The 18,756-nt window shown below is 44.1% G+C and carries 26 protein-coding genes, 7 tRNA genes and 1 pseudogene; 5 read left to right on the top strand and 29 right to left on the bottom strand.

The features are described 5' to 3' along the window. Positions 1-4: 4 nt before the first annotated feature. From AB447_RS02055 to xis, 6 genes and pseudogenes are all read right to left on the bottom strand, one after another. Entirely contained in the window at positions 5-244 is a 240-nt protein-coding gene (locus AB447_RS02055; protein WP_043857166.1) for a hypothetical protein, read from the bottom strand. Between the two features lie 29 nt (positions 245-273). Then, positions 274-654, bottom strand: coding sequence for a helicase processivity factor HelP (helP, locus tag AB447_RS02050; protein ID WP_043857165.1), 381 nt, complete (start codon positions 652-654; stop codon positions 274-276). Between the two features lie 46 nt (positions 655-700). After that, positions 701-816 (bottom strand): annotated as a pseudogene (locus AB447_RS25640) (hypothetical protein). 202 nt (positions 817-1,018) lie between these two features. Beyond that, entirely contained in the window at positions 1,019-1,279 is a 261-nt protein-coding gene (locus AB447_RS02045; RefSeq protein WP_003240400.1) for a hypothetical protein, read from the bottom strand. 53 nt (positions 1,280-1,332) lie between these two features. Beyond that, entirely contained in the window at positions 1,333-1,593 is a 261-nt protein-coding gene (locus AB447_RS02040) for a hypothetical protein (RefSeq protein WP_048356433.1), read from the bottom strand. Beyond that, a complete protein-coding gene (xis, locus tag AB447_RS02035) occupies positions 1,590-1,784 on the bottom strand; it encodes an ICEBs1 excisionase (protein ID WP_003240395.1) in 195 nt (64 codons plus the stop codon). Before xis ends, AB447_RS02040 begins: the two co-directional genes overlap by 4 nt. Positions 1,785-2,057: 273 nt before the next feature. Here xis and immR point away from each other — a divergent pair, with 273 nt between their 5' ends. From immR to AB447_RS02020, 3 genes are read left to right on the top strand one after another with little or no spacing between them, the layout of a single operon-like run. Then, positions 2,058-2,441, top strand: a complete 384-nt coding sequence (immR, locus tag AB447_RS02030) for a helix-turn-helix transcriptional regulator ImmR (RefSeq protein WP_003240393.1) — start codon at positions 2,058-2,060, stop codon at positions 2,439-2,441. Continuing rightward, positions 2,438-2,947 (top strand): metallopeptidase ImmA, encoded by a 510-nt coding sequence (gene immA, locus AB447_RS02025; protein WP_014478906.1) that lies wholly within the window; start codon positions 2,438-2,440, stop codon positions 2,945-2,947. Before immR ends, immA begins: the two co-directional genes overlap by 4 nt. Before the next feature lie 12 nt (positions 2,948-2,959). Further along, entirely contained in the window at positions 2,960-4,066 is a 1,107-nt protein-coding gene (locus AB447_RS02020) for a tyrosine-type recombinase/integrase (protein ID WP_014478905.1), read from the top strand. Positions 4,067-4,151: 85 nt separating this feature from the next. Here the strand turns inward: AB447_RS02020 and AB447_RS02015 are convergent. The 8 genes from AB447_RS02015 to AB447_RS01980 form a co-directional block, all read right to left on the bottom strand. Continuing rightward, positions 4,152-4,235, bottom strand: a tRNA-Leu gene (locus AB447_RS02015). Between the two features lie 17 nt (positions 4,236-4,252). Beyond that, a tRNA-Leu gene (locus AB447_RS02010) sits at positions 4,253-4,335 on the bottom strand. A gap of 10 nt (positions 4,336-4,345) precedes the next feature. Next, a tRNA-Lys gene (locus AB447_RS02005) sits at positions 4,346-4,421 on the bottom strand. A gap of 5 nt (positions 4,422-4,426) precedes the next feature. Next, positions 4,427-4,501: transfer RNA gene (locus tag AB447_RS02000), tRNA-Gln, on the bottom strand. A 14-nt stretch (positions 4,502-4,515) separates the two neighbouring features. Further along, positions 4,516-4,587: transfer RNA gene (locus AB447_RS01995), tRNA-Glu, on the bottom strand. Between the two features lie 29 nt (positions 4,588-4,616). Further along, a tRNA-Ser gene (locus AB447_RS01990) sits at positions 4,617-4,707 on the bottom strand. 3 nt (positions 4,708-4,710) lie between these two features. After that, positions 4,711-4,785, bottom strand: a tRNA-Asn gene (locus tag AB447_RS01985). Between the two features lie 115 nt (positions 4,786-4,900). Continuing rightward, positions 4,901-5,359: a SprT family protein gene (locus AB447_RS01980; RefSeq protein ID WP_048356053.1), complete on the bottom strand. Its 459-nt coding sequence runs from the start codon at positions 5,357-5,359 to the stop codon at positions 4,901-4,903. Between the two features lie 93 nt (positions 5,360-5,452). Between AB447_RS01980 and cmpA the strand changes: the two genes are divergently transcribed. Then, positions 5,453-5,563, top strand: coding sequence for a cortex morphogenetic protein CmpA (cmpA, locus tag AB447_RS24860; protein ID WP_006638790.1), 111 nt, complete (start codon positions 5,453-5,455; stop codon positions 5,561-5,563). A 10-nt stretch (positions 5,564-5,573) separates the two neighbouring features. On the opposite strand, the gene AB447_RS01975 is transcribed toward cmpA, so the two are convergent. From AB447_RS01975 to AB447_RS01915, 13 genes are all read right to left on the bottom strand, one after another. Then, on the bottom strand, positions 5,574-7,736 hold the full coding sequence (locus AB447_RS01975) for a Tex family protein (RefSeq protein ID WP_057957412.1): 2,163 nt from the start codon (positions 7,734-7,736) through the stop codon (positions 5,574-5,576). 81 nt (positions 7,737-7,817) lie between these two features. Then, positions 7,818-8,417 (bottom strand): PP2C family serine/threonine-protein phosphatase, encoded by a 600-nt coding sequence (locus tag AB447_RS01970; RefSeq protein ID WP_048356052.1) that lies wholly within the window; start codon positions 8,415-8,417, stop codon positions 7,818-7,820. Further along, positions 8,414-9,205 (bottom strand): RNA polymerase sigma factor SigB, encoded by a 792-nt coding sequence (gene sigB, locus AB447_RS01965; RefSeq protein ID WP_057957415.1) that lies wholly within the window; start codon positions 9,203-9,205, stop codon positions 8,414-8,416. Before sigB ends, AB447_RS01970 begins: the two co-directional genes overlap by 4 nt. Continuing rightward, complete coding sequence (gene rsbW / locus AB447_RS01960; RefSeq protein WP_046132193.1) at positions 9,171-9,653, bottom strand: anti-sigma B factor RsbW; 483 nt, start codon at positions 9,651-9,653, stop codon at positions 9,171-9,173. Before rsbW ends, sigB begins: the two co-directional genes overlap by 35 nt. Beyond that, positions 9,653-9,979 carry an anti-sigma factor antagonist gene (locus tag AB447_RS01955; RefSeq protein ID WP_048356051.1) on the bottom strand — a complete coding sequence of 109 codons (327 nt, stop codon included), beginning with the start codon at positions 9,977-9,979 and terminating at the stop codon, positions 9,653-9,655. The genes rsbW and AB447_RS01955 overlap by 1 nt, the downstream gene beginning before the upstream one ends. 58 nt (positions 9,980-10,037) lie before the next feature. Beyond that, positions 10,038-11,045 carry a PP2C family protein-serine/threonine phosphatase gene (locus tag AB447_RS01950; protein ID WP_048356050.1) on the bottom strand — a complete coding sequence of 336 codons (1,008 nt, stop codon included), beginning with the start codon at positions 11,043-11,045 and terminating at the stop codon, positions 10,038-10,040. 10 nt (positions 11,046-11,055) lie between these two features. After that, positions 11,056-11,457, bottom strand: a complete 402-nt coding sequence (locus tag AB447_RS01945; protein WP_048356049.1) for an anti-sigma regulatory factor — start codon at positions 11,455-11,457, stop codon at positions 11,056-11,058. A gap of 2 nt (positions 11,458-11,459) precedes the next feature. After that, complete coding sequence (locus tag AB447_RS01940; protein ID WP_046132197.1) at positions 11,460-11,825, bottom strand: STAS domain-containing protein; 366 nt, start codon at positions 11,823-11,825, stop codon at positions 11,460-11,462. Between the two features lie 2 nt (positions 11,826-11,827). After that, entirely contained in the window at positions 11,828-12,652 is an 825-nt protein-coding gene (locus AB447_RS01935) for an STAS domain-containing protein (RefSeq protein ID WP_048356048.1), read from the bottom strand. A 119-nt stretch (positions 12,653-12,771) separates the two neighbouring features. Next, a complete protein-coding gene (gene ndoA, locus AB447_RS01930) occupies positions 12,772-13,122 on the bottom strand; it encodes a type II toxin-antitoxin system endoribonuclease NdoA (RefSeq protein WP_003179128.1) in 351 nt (116 codons plus the stop codon). A 4-nt stretch (positions 13,123-13,126) separates the two neighbouring features. Continuing rightward, a complete protein-coding gene (locus tag AB447_RS01925; protein WP_026585993.1) occupies positions 13,127-13,408 on the bottom strand; it encodes a CopG family ribbon-helix-helix protein in 282 nt (93 codons plus the stop codon). A 108-nt stretch (positions 13,409-13,516) separates the two neighbouring features. Next, complete coding sequence (alr, locus tag AB447_RS01920; protein WP_048406138.1) at positions 13,517-14,677, bottom strand: alanine racemase; 1,161 nt, start codon at positions 14,675-14,677, stop codon at positions 13,517-13,519. A 194-nt stretch (positions 14,678-14,871) separates the two neighbouring features. Beyond that, entirely contained in the window at positions 14,872-15,888 is a 1,017-nt protein-coding gene (locus tag AB447_RS01915) for a LolA family protein (RefSeq protein WP_096892205.1), read from the bottom strand. Between the two features lie 281 nt (positions 15,889-16,169). Here AB447_RS01915 and AB447_RS01910 point away from each other — a divergent pair, with 281 nt between their 5' ends. After that, complete coding sequence (locus AB447_RS01910; protein WP_048356047.1) at positions 16,170-16,769, top strand: rhomboid family intramembrane serine protease; 600 nt, start codon at positions 16,170-16,172, stop codon at positions 16,767-16,769. Here AB447_RS01910 and AB447_RS01905 read toward each other — a convergent pair. Together AB447_RS01905 and AB447_RS01900 are read right to left on the bottom strand one after the other, a co-directional pair. Continuing rightward, positions 16,766-18,247: a PH domain-containing protein gene (locus AB447_RS01905; RefSeq protein WP_048356046.1), complete on the bottom strand. Its 1,482-nt coding sequence runs from the start codon at positions 18,245-18,247 to the stop codon at positions 16,766-16,768. The genes AB447_RS01910 and AB447_RS01905 overlap by 4 nt on opposite strands. Next, entirely contained in the window at positions 18,237-18,716 is a 480-nt protein-coding gene (locus AB447_RS01900) for a PH domain-containing protein (protein ID WP_048356056.1), read from the bottom strand. Before AB447_RS01900 ends, AB447_RS01905 begins: the two co-directional genes overlap by 11 nt. Between the last annotated feature and the right edge of the window lie 40 nt (positions 18,717-18,756).

The following is an 18,756-nucleotide window of genomic DNA, read 5'->3' as shown; positions in this document are numbered from 1 at the left end:
ACTCCTAACGTTTAGTTTTATCTTTCTTTTTCTCACGCCACAATTTCATTATGTCCATGATTAAAAACTGACCACCAAACATAGCAAATATACAGATTGACACAAAAACAGTGACGAAAATATCAAAAGGCAACCATCCCACTGGCTTACGATACCAAGCGTAGAACACAAAGAATACAATCCATAAAACACCACGAACAATTATTGAACGCATTGTTTTAGTTTCAAAAAGTTTTTTTATCATCCTACACCCTCTGGCTTACAGAGAGCATTTTACTTTTTATCATTGCCACTAGTTGCCGCCGCAGTTTTCACAGAAGAACCGCCTTTTACAACAATATCATCAGCTTCAAGTTTCCACATCACATTGGCATAGGTTGAATCTCTTTGACTAGTTGCCATAGCGCTAATTTTTGGGTTTTTCAATTCAATATCTGCAAAAGGAGGAATTTCTTTTGCCCCAGCATATTCAGGAATAGTTACCTCAATTTGACCACCTTGGACAGCACTAGCAATGTTATAAACCCTAGATTCCAGCACGTCAGTACGCTTATTGTTTTCCCGATCATAAACATATCTTTCTTTGTTAAGTCCCATGAATTTCATGTCTCCAAAAGTCATATTGATATCCGGTACAATAAAGTTTAAGTTCATTTTCATATCCCCATTTCATTTTTTATTATTTATTTTCAAAAGATCGTTAAATTTCGATTTTATATTTTGAATTCGCTCCGGTTCTGTATCCATCTTGGCGCTTATCAGTTGCTAACGGCTTAAGCCTTCGTGGCAACCTAGTAGGCTAATTATAGCCATCAAGCTGACTACAGCTATTCCGCACGCTTATTCTAGCCTGCTACAGCATTTAAAGTGATTGCTGTTCATCACTCAAATACTCACGCATGACATTTTTATAAAAGTGCCGTATAATAAAGGTGTCTAATCTTTACACGGCGTTCTTGATGATCATTCGTCAAGGCGCTTTTTTTGTCTATATGTAGTTTTCAAGGAACAAACACTCCTAGCGACATAAGTTATATAAATCATCGTTATACAAAGTAAACACTTGGTTATCCTTTTTACTCAATGGACGAGTTGACCAGATACACCACCAATCCCAACCTTTTAACAACTCAGATATTTCTTCATTAGCCTTCAAATAATTATCAGCATCAACAACGAATGTTTCACAAGTGGCATAGTCTTTAAAATGATTCAAATCCTTATCAGCCTTTAAAGCTTCAACATCAGTAATGATTGTTGCATTTACTCTTATTTTCATCGCACCCCCCCTTTCAAAGGATTCTTAACGGCTCCCTATAGTGGTATATAACGTCACACTATGGATGATTGCCGCAGCTTTTCAATGTCTTTTCTTCCAATGCCATAATGCTTACATATCCTGCGATATGAAACACCTTTTCGCAGTAATTCATTAACATTTTCAATTGTTAAGGGAAGGTTTAAATAATGATTTATGATGACTGAATTCAGAGCAATTTTCATTCGTGCTATCCAATCACCTTCCATTTGTCTGGCTAAAGGAACAGCTTCTTTCATAAACGAGTTTGTTATATCAATGTTTATAAAAATCACCCCGTTTGAGATTTTGGACCTTTGTAACAATAACACTCTTCAAACTTAGCTCTACTCACCTTGCCTTGAATGACCATATATCCTTCTTCTTTCATTTGAGCATTCAAAGTTCTAATGATGTCATAAGATTTAGCCTGTTTAACTCCAAGAATTTTTTGAATATCTCTCGCAGTTAAAAACTCTCCTTTCAAAATATCACCTCCTCGTTAACTCAACTCTTTGTGAATTAACTTTATTATAAAACTCCTTTTCGTGTAAGTCAACACAAAATTCACCTTAAAGTGTATTTTTTTGAACATATATGGAAATATTGATAATTAAACTCTCCATAAAGAAGAAATAAAAACTCCTAAAAGGAGAATTTTGAATCATTTATTTAACTTATAGGTGAAATTAATGAATTCTCCAAAAAATGTTGTTATTATTTTTATAAAAATCAACTCTTTGTGAAATGGATGATAAAAATGAGCCTAGGCAAACGATTAAAAGAAGCTCGACAAAAAGCTGGATACACTCAGAAAGAAGCCGCAGAGAAACTTAACATCGGTAACAATAACTTGTCTAATTACGAAAGAGATTACAGAGATCCTGATACAGACACACTCTTAAAATTGAGCAACTTATATAACGTATCTACAGACTATTTATTAGGAAAGGATGAAGTAAGCAAGAAAAACGAAACTGATTTACTCAATAAAACAATTAATGAAGCCATACAGGAATTAAAGGATGAAGATACACTCCTTTTTATGAATGATGGTGAATTTGATGAGGAAACTGCACGCCTTGTCAAAAAAGCATTAAAAAACGGAATTAAATTCATTGACGAATTAAAGAAGAAAGAGTGATAACAATTTATACAAGCAAAGGAATTAAACATAAAGTCCAATCAGTAATTAAGACACATGGTACAAATAATGTCTATGAAATTTGTGACATCCAAAAAATTTATATACTCAAAAATGATCTTGGACAAGCAAACGGTTTACTACAACATGACAAAGCCACAGATCAATATTTAATTCATATCAACGAGAACCTCCAACATCAACAATTTGTAATTGCCCATGAATTAGGGCATTACTTTCTCCATAAAAGATTGAACACTTTTAAAGTTGTGAATTGCTCTAAAGTTCTAAAAGAGAAACTTGAGCATCAAGCAAGCCTATTTGCATCAGAATTAATACTGACAGATAAAATGCTTAATGAAGCCCTTCCATATATACAGGGTTTTAGCAAAGAACAAATAGCAGCATACTTCAACGTACCATCATTTGTTACTGATTATAAACTTTCTCAAATTGGCTCATTTAGTAACAGAATCTATTCACACGAAATAAGCGCTTTTGGTTAAAGGAGAAATAAAATGTCTGTAAAAAAACTTGAAAATGGTCAATATCAAGTTGACGTTAGTTTTGGATTTGACCCGATTACTGGAGAAAGAATTAGGACGAGACCAGTAGCATCAACCAGAAAAGAGGCTTTAGAATTAGAAGCAAAATTAAGAAGAGAATTTCAAGAAGAAAGAGCAAGAAAGTCCAGATCAGTAAGCTTTCCGACTCTAATTTCAATTTATTTAGCAAATTGTGAAATAGATAGTAAACCAAACTATTATCAGAATCAGAAATACATTATAAACAAACATATATCTGATTACTTTTTGAAATCTGATATACAAAAAATCACACATAGAGAAATAACTGATTTCAGAAAACATTTAATGGAAACAGGTCTAAGCAATAAATCGGTTAATAATATAATGACTAGTCTAAGCAAAATTTTTGATACAGCTGTACATGAAGAAATCTTAAAAAGAAATCCGTGTGATAACGTTAAACGATTACCTTTAACAAGAAAGAAAATGAAGTTTTGGAGACCAGAAGAATTCAAAAAATTTATTAGTTTAATTCCTCAAGATCAATTATTGTTTAAAACATTTTATACTGTTGCTTTTTTAACTGGACTAAGATGTGGTGAAATGCTCGCCCTGCAATGGAAAGATATTGACAAAATCTTATTAGAAATAGATGTGCATAAATCGTGCACCTGGCTTGATGGTCAATTTGTTGTTACTACTCCAAAAACCAAAAATTCGATTCGGCGAGTTAGCATCAATAAAAAATTGCTTAAGCTACTAGAAAGCTGGAAAGAAGCACAAGAAGAGTTGTTTAATGAATTAGGTATTAGACATTCACATGACACCTATATCTTTCAATATAAAGATACACCTTCAAGAAAAGATATTTTCAGTCGGAAGATTAAATACTTTTGCAAGGATAGCGATCTTACCCCTATACGTTTACATGATTTTAGACATTCACACGTTGCACTATTAATACACCAAGGAGAAGATTACATAACAATTAAAGAGCGTTTAGGACATGGTTCTGTAAAAACAACAATTGATGTTTATGGACACCTATATCCAAACAAGCAAAAGGAAATGGCTGATAAATTAGATGACTTACTTTAGGTAAGTGGGCAGTTTGTGGGCAGTAAATCATTTGAAAATAAACACAAAAAAATACCAAGGGCGTCAAAACCCTTGGTATCATTGATGCGGCCGAGAGGACTTGAACCTCCACGGGTTATTCACCCACTAGGCCCTCAACCTAGCGCGTCTGCCATTCCGCCACGACCGCATGATGAAGTTGTAAAGTGCGGGTGAAGGGACTCGAACCCCCACGCCGTAAAGACACTAGATCCTAAGTCTAGCGCGTCTGCCAATTCCGCCACACCCGCTTATGTGACATGGTGAGCCATGAAGGACTCGAACCTTCGACCCTCTGATTAAAAGTCAGATGCTCTACCAACTGAGCTAATGGCTCATATATGGCTGGGCTAGCTGGATTCGAACCAACGAATGACGGAGTCAAAGTCCGTTGCCTTACCGCTTGGCTATAGCCCAACAGATATGAGAAATGACCCGTACGGGATTCGAACCCGTGTTACCGCCGTGAAAGGGCGGTGTCTTAACCGCTTGACCAACGGGCCATATGTGTATTCAGCGTCATATTCTTCAATGGCGGAGAAGGAGGGATTTGAACCCTCGCGCCGCTTACGCGACCTACACCCTTAGCAGGGGCGCCTCTTCAGCCACTTGAGTACTTCTCCGTATGGCTCCACAGGCAGGATTCGAACCTGCGACCGATCGGTTAACAGCCGATAGCTCTACCACTGAGCTACTGTGGAATGACCAGACTCATTTTATTATAAATATGACGACAAATTGTGTCAAGAAAAACATTTTGTTTTACTGCCTGTCTTGCGACGGCTTTTATAATTTATCATATACAAGCCTGATCAGTCAACCCTTTTTTATCATTTCTTTTATTTTTCCTCCGCATTTGCCGCAAACGTATCGGTTTGTGTCCATGGCGCGCTTTCTTAAAAAGGTTTGGCCGCACGATGTGCACATGTATGTGCGCACGTTTCTCGTTTGTTTTTTCGCGCTCAGCGGCGTGCAAAATCTCGGGGCGCCGACTTCCTTTAAGAGCGCTCTGAAATCTTTGTCGCGGTGCCTGTATCCTTTTCCTTCAAGGTGAAGGTGGTAATGGCACAGCTCGTGCTTGATGATGCCTTCAAGCTCTTTTTGGCCGTGCTCCGTTAAATATTTTTTGTTCAGCTCGATATCGTGGGAGTTGAGCAAATATCTGCCTCCGGTCGTTTTCAGACGGCTGTTGAAGTAGGCCCGGTGCCGGAACGGCTTTTTAAAATACGTCATGGAAATCTGTTCGGTCAGCTGCTGTACTTGATGATCGTCCACTTTTTGTCTTCACCTCATTTTTAAAAACATCGAACAGGACAAAATCCCGCCCGCATAAGCTAATATCATCAGAGCCTTTAGGAGGGATTGTCAATGCCGAATTGGCTCAAAAACCAGATGCAAAAAGCCTTTTATGAAAAAGACCATTATCAGATTAAATTGCTGAATCAATGCTGGTATTTTTACAGAAAAAAACACTGCTAAAGAAGCAGTGCTATTTTTCTTTTACCATTGATAAAGACACCCTTCCTTTTGCCGCATCTGCATGCTCCACCCAAACCGTAACGATGTCTCCGACCGATACGACGTCAAGGGGATGCTTGACGAAAGAGTTGCTGAGCTTTGAAATGTGCACGAGCCCGTCTTGTTTGACGCCGATGTCGACAAAGGCGCCGAAGTCCACGACATTGCGAACCGTTCCCTGGAGCTCCATGCCTTCTTTTAAATCCTCCAGCTTAAGCACGTCGGTTTTCAGGAGGGGCTTTGGCACTTCATCCCTCGGATCGCGCTCAGGCCTTGTCAGCTGGTCGCAGATGTCTTTCAGCGTGATGTCGCCGATCGCTAACTCTTCGGCGGTTTGGGATATATTCAGTTCTTTTAGTTTGGCCTGGAGCCCGGCAGACCCGATCTGGTCAGTTGACAAGTTCAGCTTTTTCAAAAGCTCTCTCGTTTCTTTGTAGCTTTCCGGATGGATGCCGGTGCGGTCGAGCGGTTCATTGCCGTCAGGCACCCTTAAAAAGCCGATGCACTGCTCATACGTTTTCGCGCCGAGCCGCGGGATGTCTTTTAATTCTTTCCGGCTTGTGAATTTTCCGATTTCCTCCCGTTTTTTGACGATATTGCCTGCGACCGATTTGGTCAGTCCCGCTACATATTGCAAAAGCGCCGCAGACGCCGTGTTGACGTTGACGCCGACCTGATTGACGACGGTTTCGACAACAAAACTGAGGGAGTCGTTTAATTTTTTCTGGCTGACATCGTGCTGATACTGGCCGACGCCGACCGATTTCGGATCGATTTTGACAAGCTCGGCCAGCGGGTTTTGAAGCCTGCGCGCGATTGAAACGGCGCTGCGTTCTTCAACCTGCAGATCCGGAAATTCCTCTCTCGCCAGTTCTGAGGCGGAATATACGCTTGCCCCGGCTTCGTTGACGATCAGATAATATACCTGTCTGTCGATATCCTTCAAAAGATCGGCGATAAACTGCTCCGTTTCCCGTGAAGCGGTGCCGTTTCCGATGGCGATGACTTCAACGCCGAATGCTTCGATGATGCTTTTCACTTTTTCGGCGGCTGCCGCCTTCTTATTGACCGGGGGATGCGGATAAATGACGTCGATTTTCAGAACCTTCCCCGTCTCATCAACGACCGCCAGCTTGCATCCCGTACGGAATGCCGGATCGACGCCGAGGACGAGCTTGCCTTTCATCGGCGGCTGAAGCAGCAGCTTGCGAAGATTCTCGGCAAAAATGTGAATCGCCTGATCCTCCGCTTTCTCTGTCAGCTCTTTTCTGATGTCCCTTTCGATCGACGGCTGGATCAGACGCTTGTATCCGTCTTCGATCGCATCCTTTATCACGTCTTTCGCCGTCGTTTGCTTCTGTTTGAGGATTTGTTTTTCCAAATAGGCTTGAATGCGGTCGGCCGGCGGTTCGATCGCTGCCTTTAATATCCCCTCTTTTTCGCCTCGGTTGACGGCGAGCACGCGATGGGGAACGATTTTCTGGATCGGCTCTTCATATTCGTAGTACATTTCGTAAATTTTCTTTTCGTCCGCTTCAGCATCTTTGACTTCTGATTTCAAAGTTCCTTTTTTAAAGGTCTCCTGGCGGATCCATCTTCTGAATTCCGGTTCGTCGGAGATGCGTTCGGCGAGAATGTTTTTCGCTCCTTCAAGCGCTTCTTCCGCACTGAACACCTCTTTTTCCTCGTTTATGTATCGCTCTGCTTCTGCCGAAATGTCTTTGTTCTCTGGAAGAGAGATGATGAAATCAGCGAGCGGTTCAAGCCCTTTGCTTTTTGCGACGGTTGCCTTCGTTTTTCTTTTTTGTTTATAAGGGCGGTATAAGTCTTCGATCTCTTGCAGCTTATCCGCTTTTTCGATTTTGAGCTTCAATTCATCCGTCAGCTTGTCCTGTTCGCCGATCAGCCGGATCACTTCTTCCTTCCGCTGATTCAGATGCTGAATATATCCCCAGCGCTCAGAAATCGTTTGAATTTGCACTTCATCCATGGAACCCGTTTGTTCCTTTCGGTATCTCGCGATAAAAGGAACGGTGTTGCCGTCCTCCAATAATTGAATGACATTGCTGACGTATTTGGACGCGAGCCCGGTCTCTTTTGCGACTTGTTTGATGATTAACGCTAAAGTATCCATTGTAGCCTCCATAAGAGTATTGTCTTCTTAGTGTACCAAAAGATTTTAAAAAACACCTATACCAAACGGACAGCTTTTCAGCTAGAAAAGCTGTCCGATGATATAGGTTAAATCGTCATTTCCGAGTTTTGTATACGCCTCAATCTGATTTGAGATGTCTTCGGGCGTGAAGTGGTTTTTCAGATAGGTGCGCAGAGACGGAACGGAAAGTCCGTCTGAATGAATGATAAACCGTGAACCTTTTTCATACGGATATGTGTATGTTTTATATGTTTGCGGTTTTCCTGATAAGTACCCCGTGACGGGAAGAGGGTAAATATATTTGTCTGAAGGAGCGTACAAAATAAAGCGGATATTGCCGACAGAGCTGTAGACGATGGTTCTCGTTTTAAAATCTGCTTTTAAAATCGAGACGGTCGCCCCCCGCTTTTGCTTGAGCGCCTGATTGCAGCGTTCCATCAAGCTTGCAACGTCTTCATCGCTGTACGCTTTGACAATATCGCTGATCGCTGAAGAGGATTCGTGAGCCATTTGGCCGCTGCCGAGTCCGTCGGCCAATGCGCATATCATTCCGCCGTCCGTCGCATTGAAATAAAAGCTGTCTCCGCAAACCGATTTTCCTTCTTTCGGCAGCTGATAGACGAGCGCTTGAATATGTTCATTCGATTCGGTCCAGATCATTGCCTGATCTCCATATACGGATCTTCCGCCAAGGCTTCCCTCAGCCGTTTGACGGCTTTCCGCTGCAGTCTTGATACGTGCATCTGCGATATTCCCAAAATGTCACCGGTTTCTTTTTGGCTTTTGTTTTGGATGTATGTCAGCTCAATGATCTGTTTTTCGCGGTCTGACAGGACGTGCAGGACGCTTTCGAGCGTCAGCTTCTGGTTCACCTTCTCATAGCCTTCTTCCTTGGAGCCGACAATATCGAGGATCGTCACCGTGCTGCCGTCTGCATCCGCTTCAATGCTGTGGTCTACGGACAGCGCCTGATAGCTTTTGCCCATTTCCATCGTTTCCAGCACTTCCTCTTCTGACACGTCAAGAAAGGAAGCGATCTCGTCGACTCTCGGAGAACGCTGGTTTTCCGCTGTTAATTGATCGACGGCCATTTTGATCCTCGGCCCCAATTCCTTGATCCTTCTCGGCACATGAACGCTCCACGTTTTATCGCGGAGAAACCGCTTGATTTCCCCGATAATGGTCGGAATGGCGAAGGCTTCAAACGATTTTCCCACATCGGGATCATAGCGTTTGATGGCTCCGAGCAGCCCGAGCATTCCGACCTGGCAGAGATCTTCATGAAAGCTTTTGCCTTTCGAATATTTTTTGGCCAGCGTTTCGACCAGGCTGCTGTATGACTCGACAAGGGCAAGCTGGGCTTTTTCATCCCCGCTGTCCTGATAATCTTTAATCAGACGGTCCACTTCATCTTTAGTTAGTTTCGTAGTTTTGGACGGTTGTGCCATCATCAACTCGCTCCCTGTTTAAGAACTTTGTCATTGATACAGTCACGCCTGAGTCAATCTGCACATTCACTTCATCCATCAGCGTCTCCATTAAATATAAGCCGAGCCCTCCTTCTGACAATTGATCTACTGTGTGCTCCGGGGAATACGGCCCGAGCCCCTTCTGTTTATCCTGTATGTCAAAACTGTCGCCCTGATCTGCGACCACGATTTCGAGGCGGTCACTAAACACGCCGAACCTGACGGATACCTCTCCGGTTTTATCCGCTTTATAGGCATGCTGGACGGCGTTCGTGCAGGCTTCGCTGACGGCGATTTTCAAATCTTCAATATCATCATATGAATACCCCATCTTGCTTGCGATTCCCGACAGGGTTAAACGGATGATTCCCACATATTCCGGTTTGGCAGGTGACTTCATTTCAATGTAATCAGCTGCTCTCTGCATTATAATCCACCCTCTGACTTTCCAGAAATATCGATAATGTCCTTTAAGCCTGTAATGTCGAACAGACGGATCAAACGGTCGGACAGATTTTCAAGCAATAAAGAGCCTCCCGTTTTGTTTACCGTTTTATATACCGCTACAAATACACCCAGTCCCGTGCTGTCCATATACGAAACATCCTGCAGGCACACTTTGAGATCCCTTCCCTCTTCAGCGAGCGGCATCAGCTGTTCGCGCAGTTCAGGGGCGGAGTGTACGTCTATTTCTCCAGCTACTTTTACCTCTGTCATACGGTCATTTTTTTTCGTATCGACTGCCAAATTCACAATATCACCTCTGGTTCTCATTAATCGCTATTGCTTTATTACCCTGCAAAGAAAGGGGCTAAACCTTTCTTTTTAAAACAATGAAGGTGAAATCGTCATGGAGCTGAAAGTCCTGCAGCTTTAGCAGGCTTTCGTAAATATTTTCAGCCATTTGCTGTGCGGGCTCTCCCATATGTACGGAGATGAGGTTTTGGAGGTCTGACCGTTCCAAAAATCCGGCATCTGTTCTGCATTCTGTCACTCCATCAGAAAACAGAATAATCATATCCCCGATGTCCAGCTTTTGCTCGTATTGTTCATATTCATAATCCGATGAAATGCCGAGAACGAGCCCTTTTCCTTTTAGATCGTGGAATTTGCCTTCTTTGCCGCTATAATAAAAACCCGGCTCATGACCGGCCGATGCGAACGTAAACAAATGTTTTTTCAAGTGGTAGTTTCCGTAAAACATCGTAATAAACATGCTCGGATCCACGTTTTGTTCGACAACCCGGTTCAGGTTTTTCAGGACTTGTGAAGGGTTTGTTCCCGAATCCGGCAAAGAGTCCATCGCATACTTGATCATCGACATGCATAATGCGGCCGGTATCCCTTTACCGATCACATCCGCAATCGCGATATTGATGGATTCCTTGTCCCTGACGAAATGATAATAATCGCCGCTCATTTGCTTCGCCGGAACGCTGATCGCCCCGATATCAAGCGCTTCGTCTTTCGGTATCGTAGTTTCAAGGAGCGTCTGCTGCACATTGGCGGCAATTTCGATTTCCGATTTGATTTCCTGCTGAATGCCCCGCAGTGTCTGATGCTCTTGATAGGCCAAGCCGTATCCAATCATTACTTCAATTAAGAAATCGAGCGAATGGAATACATCATCCGGAAGGTCCGGGTATAGTTCAGACAGAACTTTTCGGTGTATGCTGATAATCTCTTCCGGCGGCACTTGATGCTCGATCGTTTTTCTGCTGAATTTCTGTCCTTGATAAAGGGACGTCTCGGTTAATTCAGATATATAACGGCTAAGCAGCTGACGGTAGCGCTGCTCGATCACTTCCCTGAAATCCATTCCTTCCCTCCTATCGAAGCCACTTAACGGCTTGTATATCCGTTCCCTTGTCAGCGTCTGAGCTCAATTCGAATTGATCCATCAGACGCCTTACACCAGGCAGGCCGGCTCCGAGACCGCCTGAGGTTGAAAAACCGTCTTCCATCACTTTGCGGATGTCGGCTATTCCCGGCCCTTCATCCTTGGCAGTGATTTTCAACCCTTTTTTTCCCCTTTCTTCGACCTCTTCGATACAGATTTGGCCTTTTCCGGCATATAAATAGATATTCCGGGCCAGCTCTGAAATGGCCGTCGTGATTCTGGCCTGATCGACCGTGCCGAATCCCAGTTGTTTTGCGACATTTCGCCCGAGCTGTCTGGCAGCTACAATATCCCACTCTGTCAAAATCTTTACACAGGACTGGTCTTTCATACCTATTCCCCCAATTCCCGCTGCAATCTCTCGAGCCCTTTTTCGAGATCGAGGGCCGTCTCGATCTCGTCCAATGAAATGCCGAGTTCAATCAATGTCACGGCAACGGCCGGCTGTATGCCAGTCAGGACGACTTTTGCCCCCATTAATTTTGACATTGTAATGACATCGCCCAGTACTTTGGCGATAAATGAATCGATGATATCCACGGAGGTCAGATCGATCACCACTCCGTTCGATCCGGTTTCATAAATTTTATTAAGCAAATCTTCTTGAAAATTGAGAGCGGTTTGGTCATCGAGCTCTACCTGTATGGATACCAGTAAACAATTGTAAAGTTTCAAAATCGGAATTTTAGGCACTCTCAACATTATTCCTCCAATGAAACGATTTTTCGGTCTGTCATTTCCAACGCGGTTTGAATTCCTTTTTGCAGGGTATTTTTTGTAATAACCTGATTTAAATCAATGCCTAAATTCACAATCGTCTGCGCGATTTCCGGGCGGATCCCCACAAGCAGGCATTTCGCGCCCACCAGTCTGACGGCTTCTGATGCCTGTATGATGTGGTGCGCCACCATCGTATCGACGACAGGGACTCCCGTAATATCGATTAACACCACTTCAGAACGATGTTTGACGACGCCGTTTAACAGGTTTTCCATAATCTTTTTGGCGCGCTCGGTATCGATCGTTCCGACGAGAGGCATCACCGTAATGTTTTCAAAAACCGGGATCAGCGGCGCGGAAAGCTCCTGAAGCGCGACTTTTTGCATGGCGACGGTTTTCTCCCATGAAATCGCGTACTGATTTAAAATCTCGCTGTTGATCGGATCAATAAATTTGTCAATTTCCCAGATGAGATCATAACACTGCTGATCTTCGGGATGATCCTTGTTCATGTCGTAGTAGAGCTGCTTCCAAAACGCTGATAAACCTGAAGAAAGAAGCTTTAAAGGAACGCCGATTTGTACGGCTTTGGAAGAAAACTGATAAATATTGTCGACATGATCATCTTCAGCTCTCAAACCATTCATTAAAATTTGAATATATTCGTTGCTAATCTCATGATACATCTGTCCGGTGAGCTTCGCGTTCGATAATTTGCCGTTCAAGTCTCTCAAAATGACCGCAAAGCTTTCGGCAAGCTCATTTTGATGTTCTGAAATATACGATAATACTAATTCATTCGACACGTTTATCCCCCCAAGTACATACAGTAACAATTTTTGGACTAACATTTTCATTATATCGTTTGTCAATTTTGAACACAAAAAAAGTTGCTCTATCCTCATGAGCAACTTTGTTCCATTATTTAAAAATCGATTAGTGCCAAACTGATTTGTAAGGCTTCGTTAACCTTTTCCATCATTTCATCATCGAGATGGGTGATTTTGTCCGTTAATCTTTGCTTATCAATCGTCCGGATTTGTTCGAGCAATATAACGGAATCTCTTTCAAAACCATAGCGTTTCGCATCAATTTCGACGTGGGTAGGTAATTTTGCTTTCTGTATTTGGGCTGTTATGGCTGCAACAATAGCAGTTGGGCTGAAGCGATTGCCGATGTTGTTTTGAATCACTAAAACCGGGCGCACCCCGCCTTGTTCTGAGCCAACAACAGGAGATAGATCAGCAAAATAAACATCGCCGCGTTTAACAATCAAATGATTATCCTCCGCTTACTAAGCGCTCTACTGTGTTTTCAGCCTCATACTCTGCAAATTGTGCCTCTGAGGAGATGTTTAAATTGATTTTTGCCATCTCCATATAACCGCGTCTCATCGATTCCCGAATTTGTCGATTTTTGCGTTCACGTAAATACATTTTTGTGGCTTGATAAATCAGTTCATTTCGGCTCCCGTTATCTTGCATGACGACACCATCCAGTTCTGATACTAAGGCTTCTGGCAAGCGAATCATAATTTCAGTTGTAGCGCTGGATTCAGACAAAAACATACACCTCCACGAAACTTACGGATACAACATTTTATCCATTCCAAACATAATCATATCATTAATCTTTCCGCAAGCAAAGCTGTTTTTCAGCTTATCGTTTATTTACGGTAAAATCGGATTCCTTATTTCCATTATACTCCCATTTTCCAAAAACATACGGGGGACCCTTGAACTTATCATGCAGGTAATTTCATAATTAATCGTTTGCAGTTTTTGTGCGATTTCGTCGACTGAAATCCTTTCGTCTTTCTGCTTTCCGATTAATGTTACTTTTGTGCCGACCGGATATTCTTCTTGAAGGGAAATCATTAACTGATCCATGCAGATTCTGCCGGCGATTTTTTGCCTTTTTCCGTCGATCAGCACTTCGCTTCCTGCAAGGCGGCGGAGCCAGCCGTCCGCATAGCCGACAGGGACGGTCCCGATCCACTCATCATGCTCGGCCGTATACGTCGCACCGTAGCTGACGCTCTCGCCTTTGGCGATTTTTTTCACATGAACGAGCTCGGTATGAAGCGAAAACACTTCCTTCAACGGAAAGGGAAGCTCGTCTTTGATCTCGGATGACGGCGACATGCCGTACATGCTGACGCCGAAACGAACCGCGTTAAAGAGCTGCTTCTTAAAGCGCATGCCGGCGGCGCTGTTTGACGAATGCACCATCAGCCGGTCGAGCGGAAGCGGTTTGATCAGTTCCTTAAAGCGGTCAAGCTGCATGTTGAAATAATCCGTATCCTTTTCGTCCGCTGTGGCGAAATGGGTGAAGACGCCGCAGCAGTTCACCTTACTCGACGATTCGGTCATATCCATCATTTCTTTTATTTCATCTTCATTCCTGCAGCCGAGCCGTCCCATGCCTGTGTCGATTTTCAAGTGAAAATCGAGCGGTTCGCCGATGTCACCGATCAAACGAAGCACTTCTTTCAGCCAGCCGACCGAATAGCCGGTGACGGTAATGCGCCGTTTTGCGGCAATGCCGGCATATTCCGGCGGCACCGCTCCGAGCACGAGAATCGGTGCGTCTATCCCTTGCTCCCTTAACGAAATCGCTTCATCCAAAAAGGCCACAGCGAGAATCGACGCTCCTTCTGCAAGGGCCGCCTTCGCCACATGGGCGTCCCCATGCCCGTAGGCATTCGCTTTGACGACCGCCATCAGGTGAACATCCCCGCCGATATGACGCTTCATATTCCGTACATTTTCCTTTAAGGCTGTTAAGTCGATTTCAGCCCATGTCTTTCGATAGAATGGTTTTAAGCTCATACTGACACTTCCTGTTCCTTGTTTCGACTAAGTCTTTCCCCATCATACTAAAAATGCTGCAGAAAGGGAAATGCTGCCTTGTTTTAGACGAGACAAGCCGGGCAAAAGTTTCTGGTGTTATATCCATTTTAAGGAAAAATCAAAACAGCCCGTTCCCCGTCTATCGGAGAACAGGCTGCTTGAAAATGACAGGGCTATTTTGAAGATTGACCCTGCATGCTCTTTGCGACCATCAGGAGTTCGTCCTGGGAAAGATCGTCAGATGAGATGTAATAATCGACTCCATCATATGTCCAGGACAATGATTTTTCCGAGAGCGCGCCGACCGTAAAGCCGAGATCGACCGGCTCGCCGTTCATGGAGACCGATGTTGCCGTTTTGGCGACGCGGGCTTTTTCCTGAATCAGCGTAAACGATTTTTCGCCGCCGTATGTGATGACGATTCTTTTGCCGTCGTCGGTGGCCATTTCTTTTTCTTCAAGCTTTTTCACGCCTTGAGGGACATCGAGCGGCGTCTTGACCGCAAACGTGTCAGACGGTTCAGTGCTTGTCGCTACATCGATTTGCGACAGCGTCATGTTTTTCTTTTCGTCGAACGAGCTTTTGTCTAAAGGCTTATCAAATTCAAAGCTTTCAAACTCAACCTTGACCATGGCTTTCCGGTCCGTATCCATCACCTTTACAGATTGAGGGGCCATATTTTTTTTATGAAAGACGATTTCCTGCATCGGCAGCATCTGGTTATGCTGATAGTTTGTTTTCGTTTCGAAAATATACTTTGAATCCTTCGCTTTAAAGGATGCTTCTCCATCGCTTTTAATGTCTTTCACAAGCGATTCAAACAAATACACCTGGCTGCTGTTGTTGGGCCAATCGCTGTGAAAACGGAAGCTTTTATTCAGGGACGGTGTCAGAACAAACACGCCGTTTTCATTGCGCAAAATCACCTGGCTCTGGTCTTTTTTAGGGTTTTCTAAATATACCCTGTAAAAGGAAGGCTTTTTGTGCCAGATTTCCACGTTGTACTCTTGCGGCTCATTTCCCGTTTGAATCGTCATTTTTGCTTTTGCTTTATAGGACGTGTATTCTTTTGCCTTCTTGTCGAGCCCCCTGACAACATCTTCTTGCGATTTTTGGCCGCAGGCAGAAAGCATTAAGACGACAAGCAGCCCCGTTAAAAGCAAAACAAAGCTTTTTCTCACCTTTTTCAACCCCTTTTTAATCATTGATGTAAAAAGGAAGAAACCGCTTGTTCGACTTTAACGGTACGCTTAGAACAGGGGCCGGCTGAATCGGCATGCGTACCATAAAAGCCTGCAACGACTTGTCTCCCTTATTGCACTACCCAATATATGAGGGAGGCGGGAACAATATGCAGACTAGCATGACAACCTTTTGATTCATTTTTGCCGCGTACTATTTAACAGGATGCTCTCATAAACGTGTTACTATATATGTACGAGATCATTGTAAAGGGGCTTTTGACGAAAGCATGTTTATTAGAACGGAAGATTTCCAGACGTTTATCAGGCTCTATCCGGTTACAACCGCGATATTGGCCCTTCAGCTTGTCATATGGGTTCTTTTTTTAATCCCGCTTCCGACCGTGCAGATGTGGTCCGATTTGACGATAGGTTTTAACTGGGGAATCGCCGAAGGGGAGTGGTGGCGGCTTGTCACGCCGATCTTTATTCATGCCGGGTTTTCCCACCTTCTCTTTAATTCGATGTCGCTCTTTTTGTTTGCCCCCGCGCTTGAGCGGATGATGGGGACGCTTCGGTTTCTCGCCGTCTATATCGGCTCAGGCGTAATCGGGAATATCGGCACGTACTTCATCGAACCGCCGGAATATACGCATGTCGGGGCTTCCGGGGCGATCTTCGGCCTGTTCGGCGTATATTTGTACATCGTCCTGTTTCGAAAAGGCCTCATGGACAGGGCGAATTCGCAGATTATCGTGACCATTCTCGCGATTTCGGTTTTGATGACGTTCGTCAACTACAATATCAACATCATGGCGCATATTTTTGGTCTTTTGGGCGGCTTGGCGCTTTCTCCGCCGCTTCTCAAAAAAAAGAGTGACGGTTTTTAACCGTTCACTCTTTTTTCATAGGAATACCATTCAAAAATATCTTCTGAATCTTTCTCATCTACATCCTTTACGGAAAACTTCTCAAGCAGCACGTTGGATTTTGTGACCGCATGGATGCTCGCAAGCTTTTTCCTGCGCTGAAAATACGAGCGGCTCACCTCGTAAACCTGCATGCGCCTTCGCTGTACGACCGCTGTCGTCCTGCCGATGAACCTGGAGGTCATGATCAGCTTTTCGCCGCTTATTTTCCAGCCGGCATCCCGATATGACAAATACCCGATAACCCAGAAAAACAGAATGAGCAAAATGGACAAATACCCCCACGGCGGCAAAAATACCGAGAGCGGGATCACGGCCAACAGCGGCCAGGAAGCGCGGAACATATAGCGTCTTAAAGCGCGTTTCGGCAGACGGTTCAGCCCTTCTTCGGGAACATATTCGGGGACGAATTGTTCGAGCCGTTTCCTTAACGTTTTCTTGCTTGCGATCGGAAATAAAACGGTGGACTTGTCCTCTTCGGAAACGGTTCCGCCCGCGCTTACGATCGTGACGGAGACGAAGCCGAGCGGCTGCCTGATCAGGCTTTCTTTTATTTTCACAGCCTGGATTCGATGGAGCGGGATCGTCATCTGGTGCTTTTCAATCAGCCCCCTGGAAATGATGATTTCGTTGTTTTTGCGGACAACCTTAAAGTCGGTATACTTCAGCATCATCCCGATGACGCTGAGCAGCCATGCGATGAAAAGGGCGACAAAGATGACAAAGGCGATGACAGTCGCTCCGGCTTTATTTAAAAAGGAAAATTTGTCATACAGCCAGTTCAGGTTGACAATCTCATCAAGCTGGGTGTAGATGGCAAATATCCCCGAAATAATAACGCCTATTCCGCTTGAAGTAGAAGCAGCGGCCAAGAGCTCCTTTCCGCTCATTTCGTATGTCATGTCCACAGGCTCTTTTTCATCGGCCTCCCCGGCGCTTTCTCTCTTAAGATCAGCTGGCTCGCTTTCAACAGCATTGATTTCCCGCTTCCTCTCAAAGAGTGCCTGCTTGATGTTTTCCGCTTCAGTCTGGGAAATGGCTGAAAGGATAACCTCAGCTTCTTTTCCGCCTCCGGCCGTTTCGACCTGGAGTTTGACAAGCTTGAAAATTTGCTGGATGATGCCGGCGCTTGTGTTGACCGTTTGAATGCGCTCGATTGGAATGTACCTTTTTTTCTTCGTTATTAGGCCTTCCTCTACCCGCAGTTCATCCTCTTCAACCCGATAGGTGAATTTTCTCCATTTGATAATGCTGCTTACGACAAGGAAAATGAAAATCAGGCCGACTGCTGCGGACGCTATGATCGTCACCGTATGATTTTTATTCAAAAAAAAGGCGACGCCGAACGGAATGATATAGTTCTTAACTGTTTCGACCAGCCCTGCAAAAAAGTTCAGTATCATTGCCGCAGGGTGCAGACGTTTCGGCTCAGACATCATCTTCAGTCACCCTGGCGAGTCTCGAGATGGAATCTCTGAGCTGATCCGCTTCTTCCACATCAAGGGCCGGGATTGAATGGGTCGTAGCGGCGGTTGAAATTTCCACAGATGCCAGATTGTATTTTCTTAATAGCGGCCCCTGTGATGTATCGACATGCTGCACCCTGACCATCGGAACGATCACACGGGTGACGACAAAGATGCCATGCTGGATATCGATTTCATTTTCGTGAACTTCATAGCGCCAGATCCGGTGGCGGATGTTCGGAATGATAAAAATGATAAAGACGGAAATCCCCAGCCAAACGATTGCCCCCAATATCCCGATCCAAATCGGCCATTTAAAGATCACGGTTACCGTAAACAGTCCCGCAGCAATCAAAAACAGTACAAACGATGTAATGGCGGCGCTGATTTTCCATACTTTCACGCCGTTACGGCTGATTTGATTTTTCGGCTCTCTTCTCAACATTAGATTCCCCCAATCCTATGTTCTATTTACGACTTCG

This window comes from Bacillus glycinifermentans (assembly GCF_001042475.2).
In the GTDB taxonomy this organism is placed as follows: domain Bacteria; phylum Bacillota; class Bacilli; order Bacillales; family Bacillaceae; genus Bacillus; species Bacillus glycinifermentans.
This window is presented reverse-complemented; position numbering and strand designations above follow the sequence as displayed.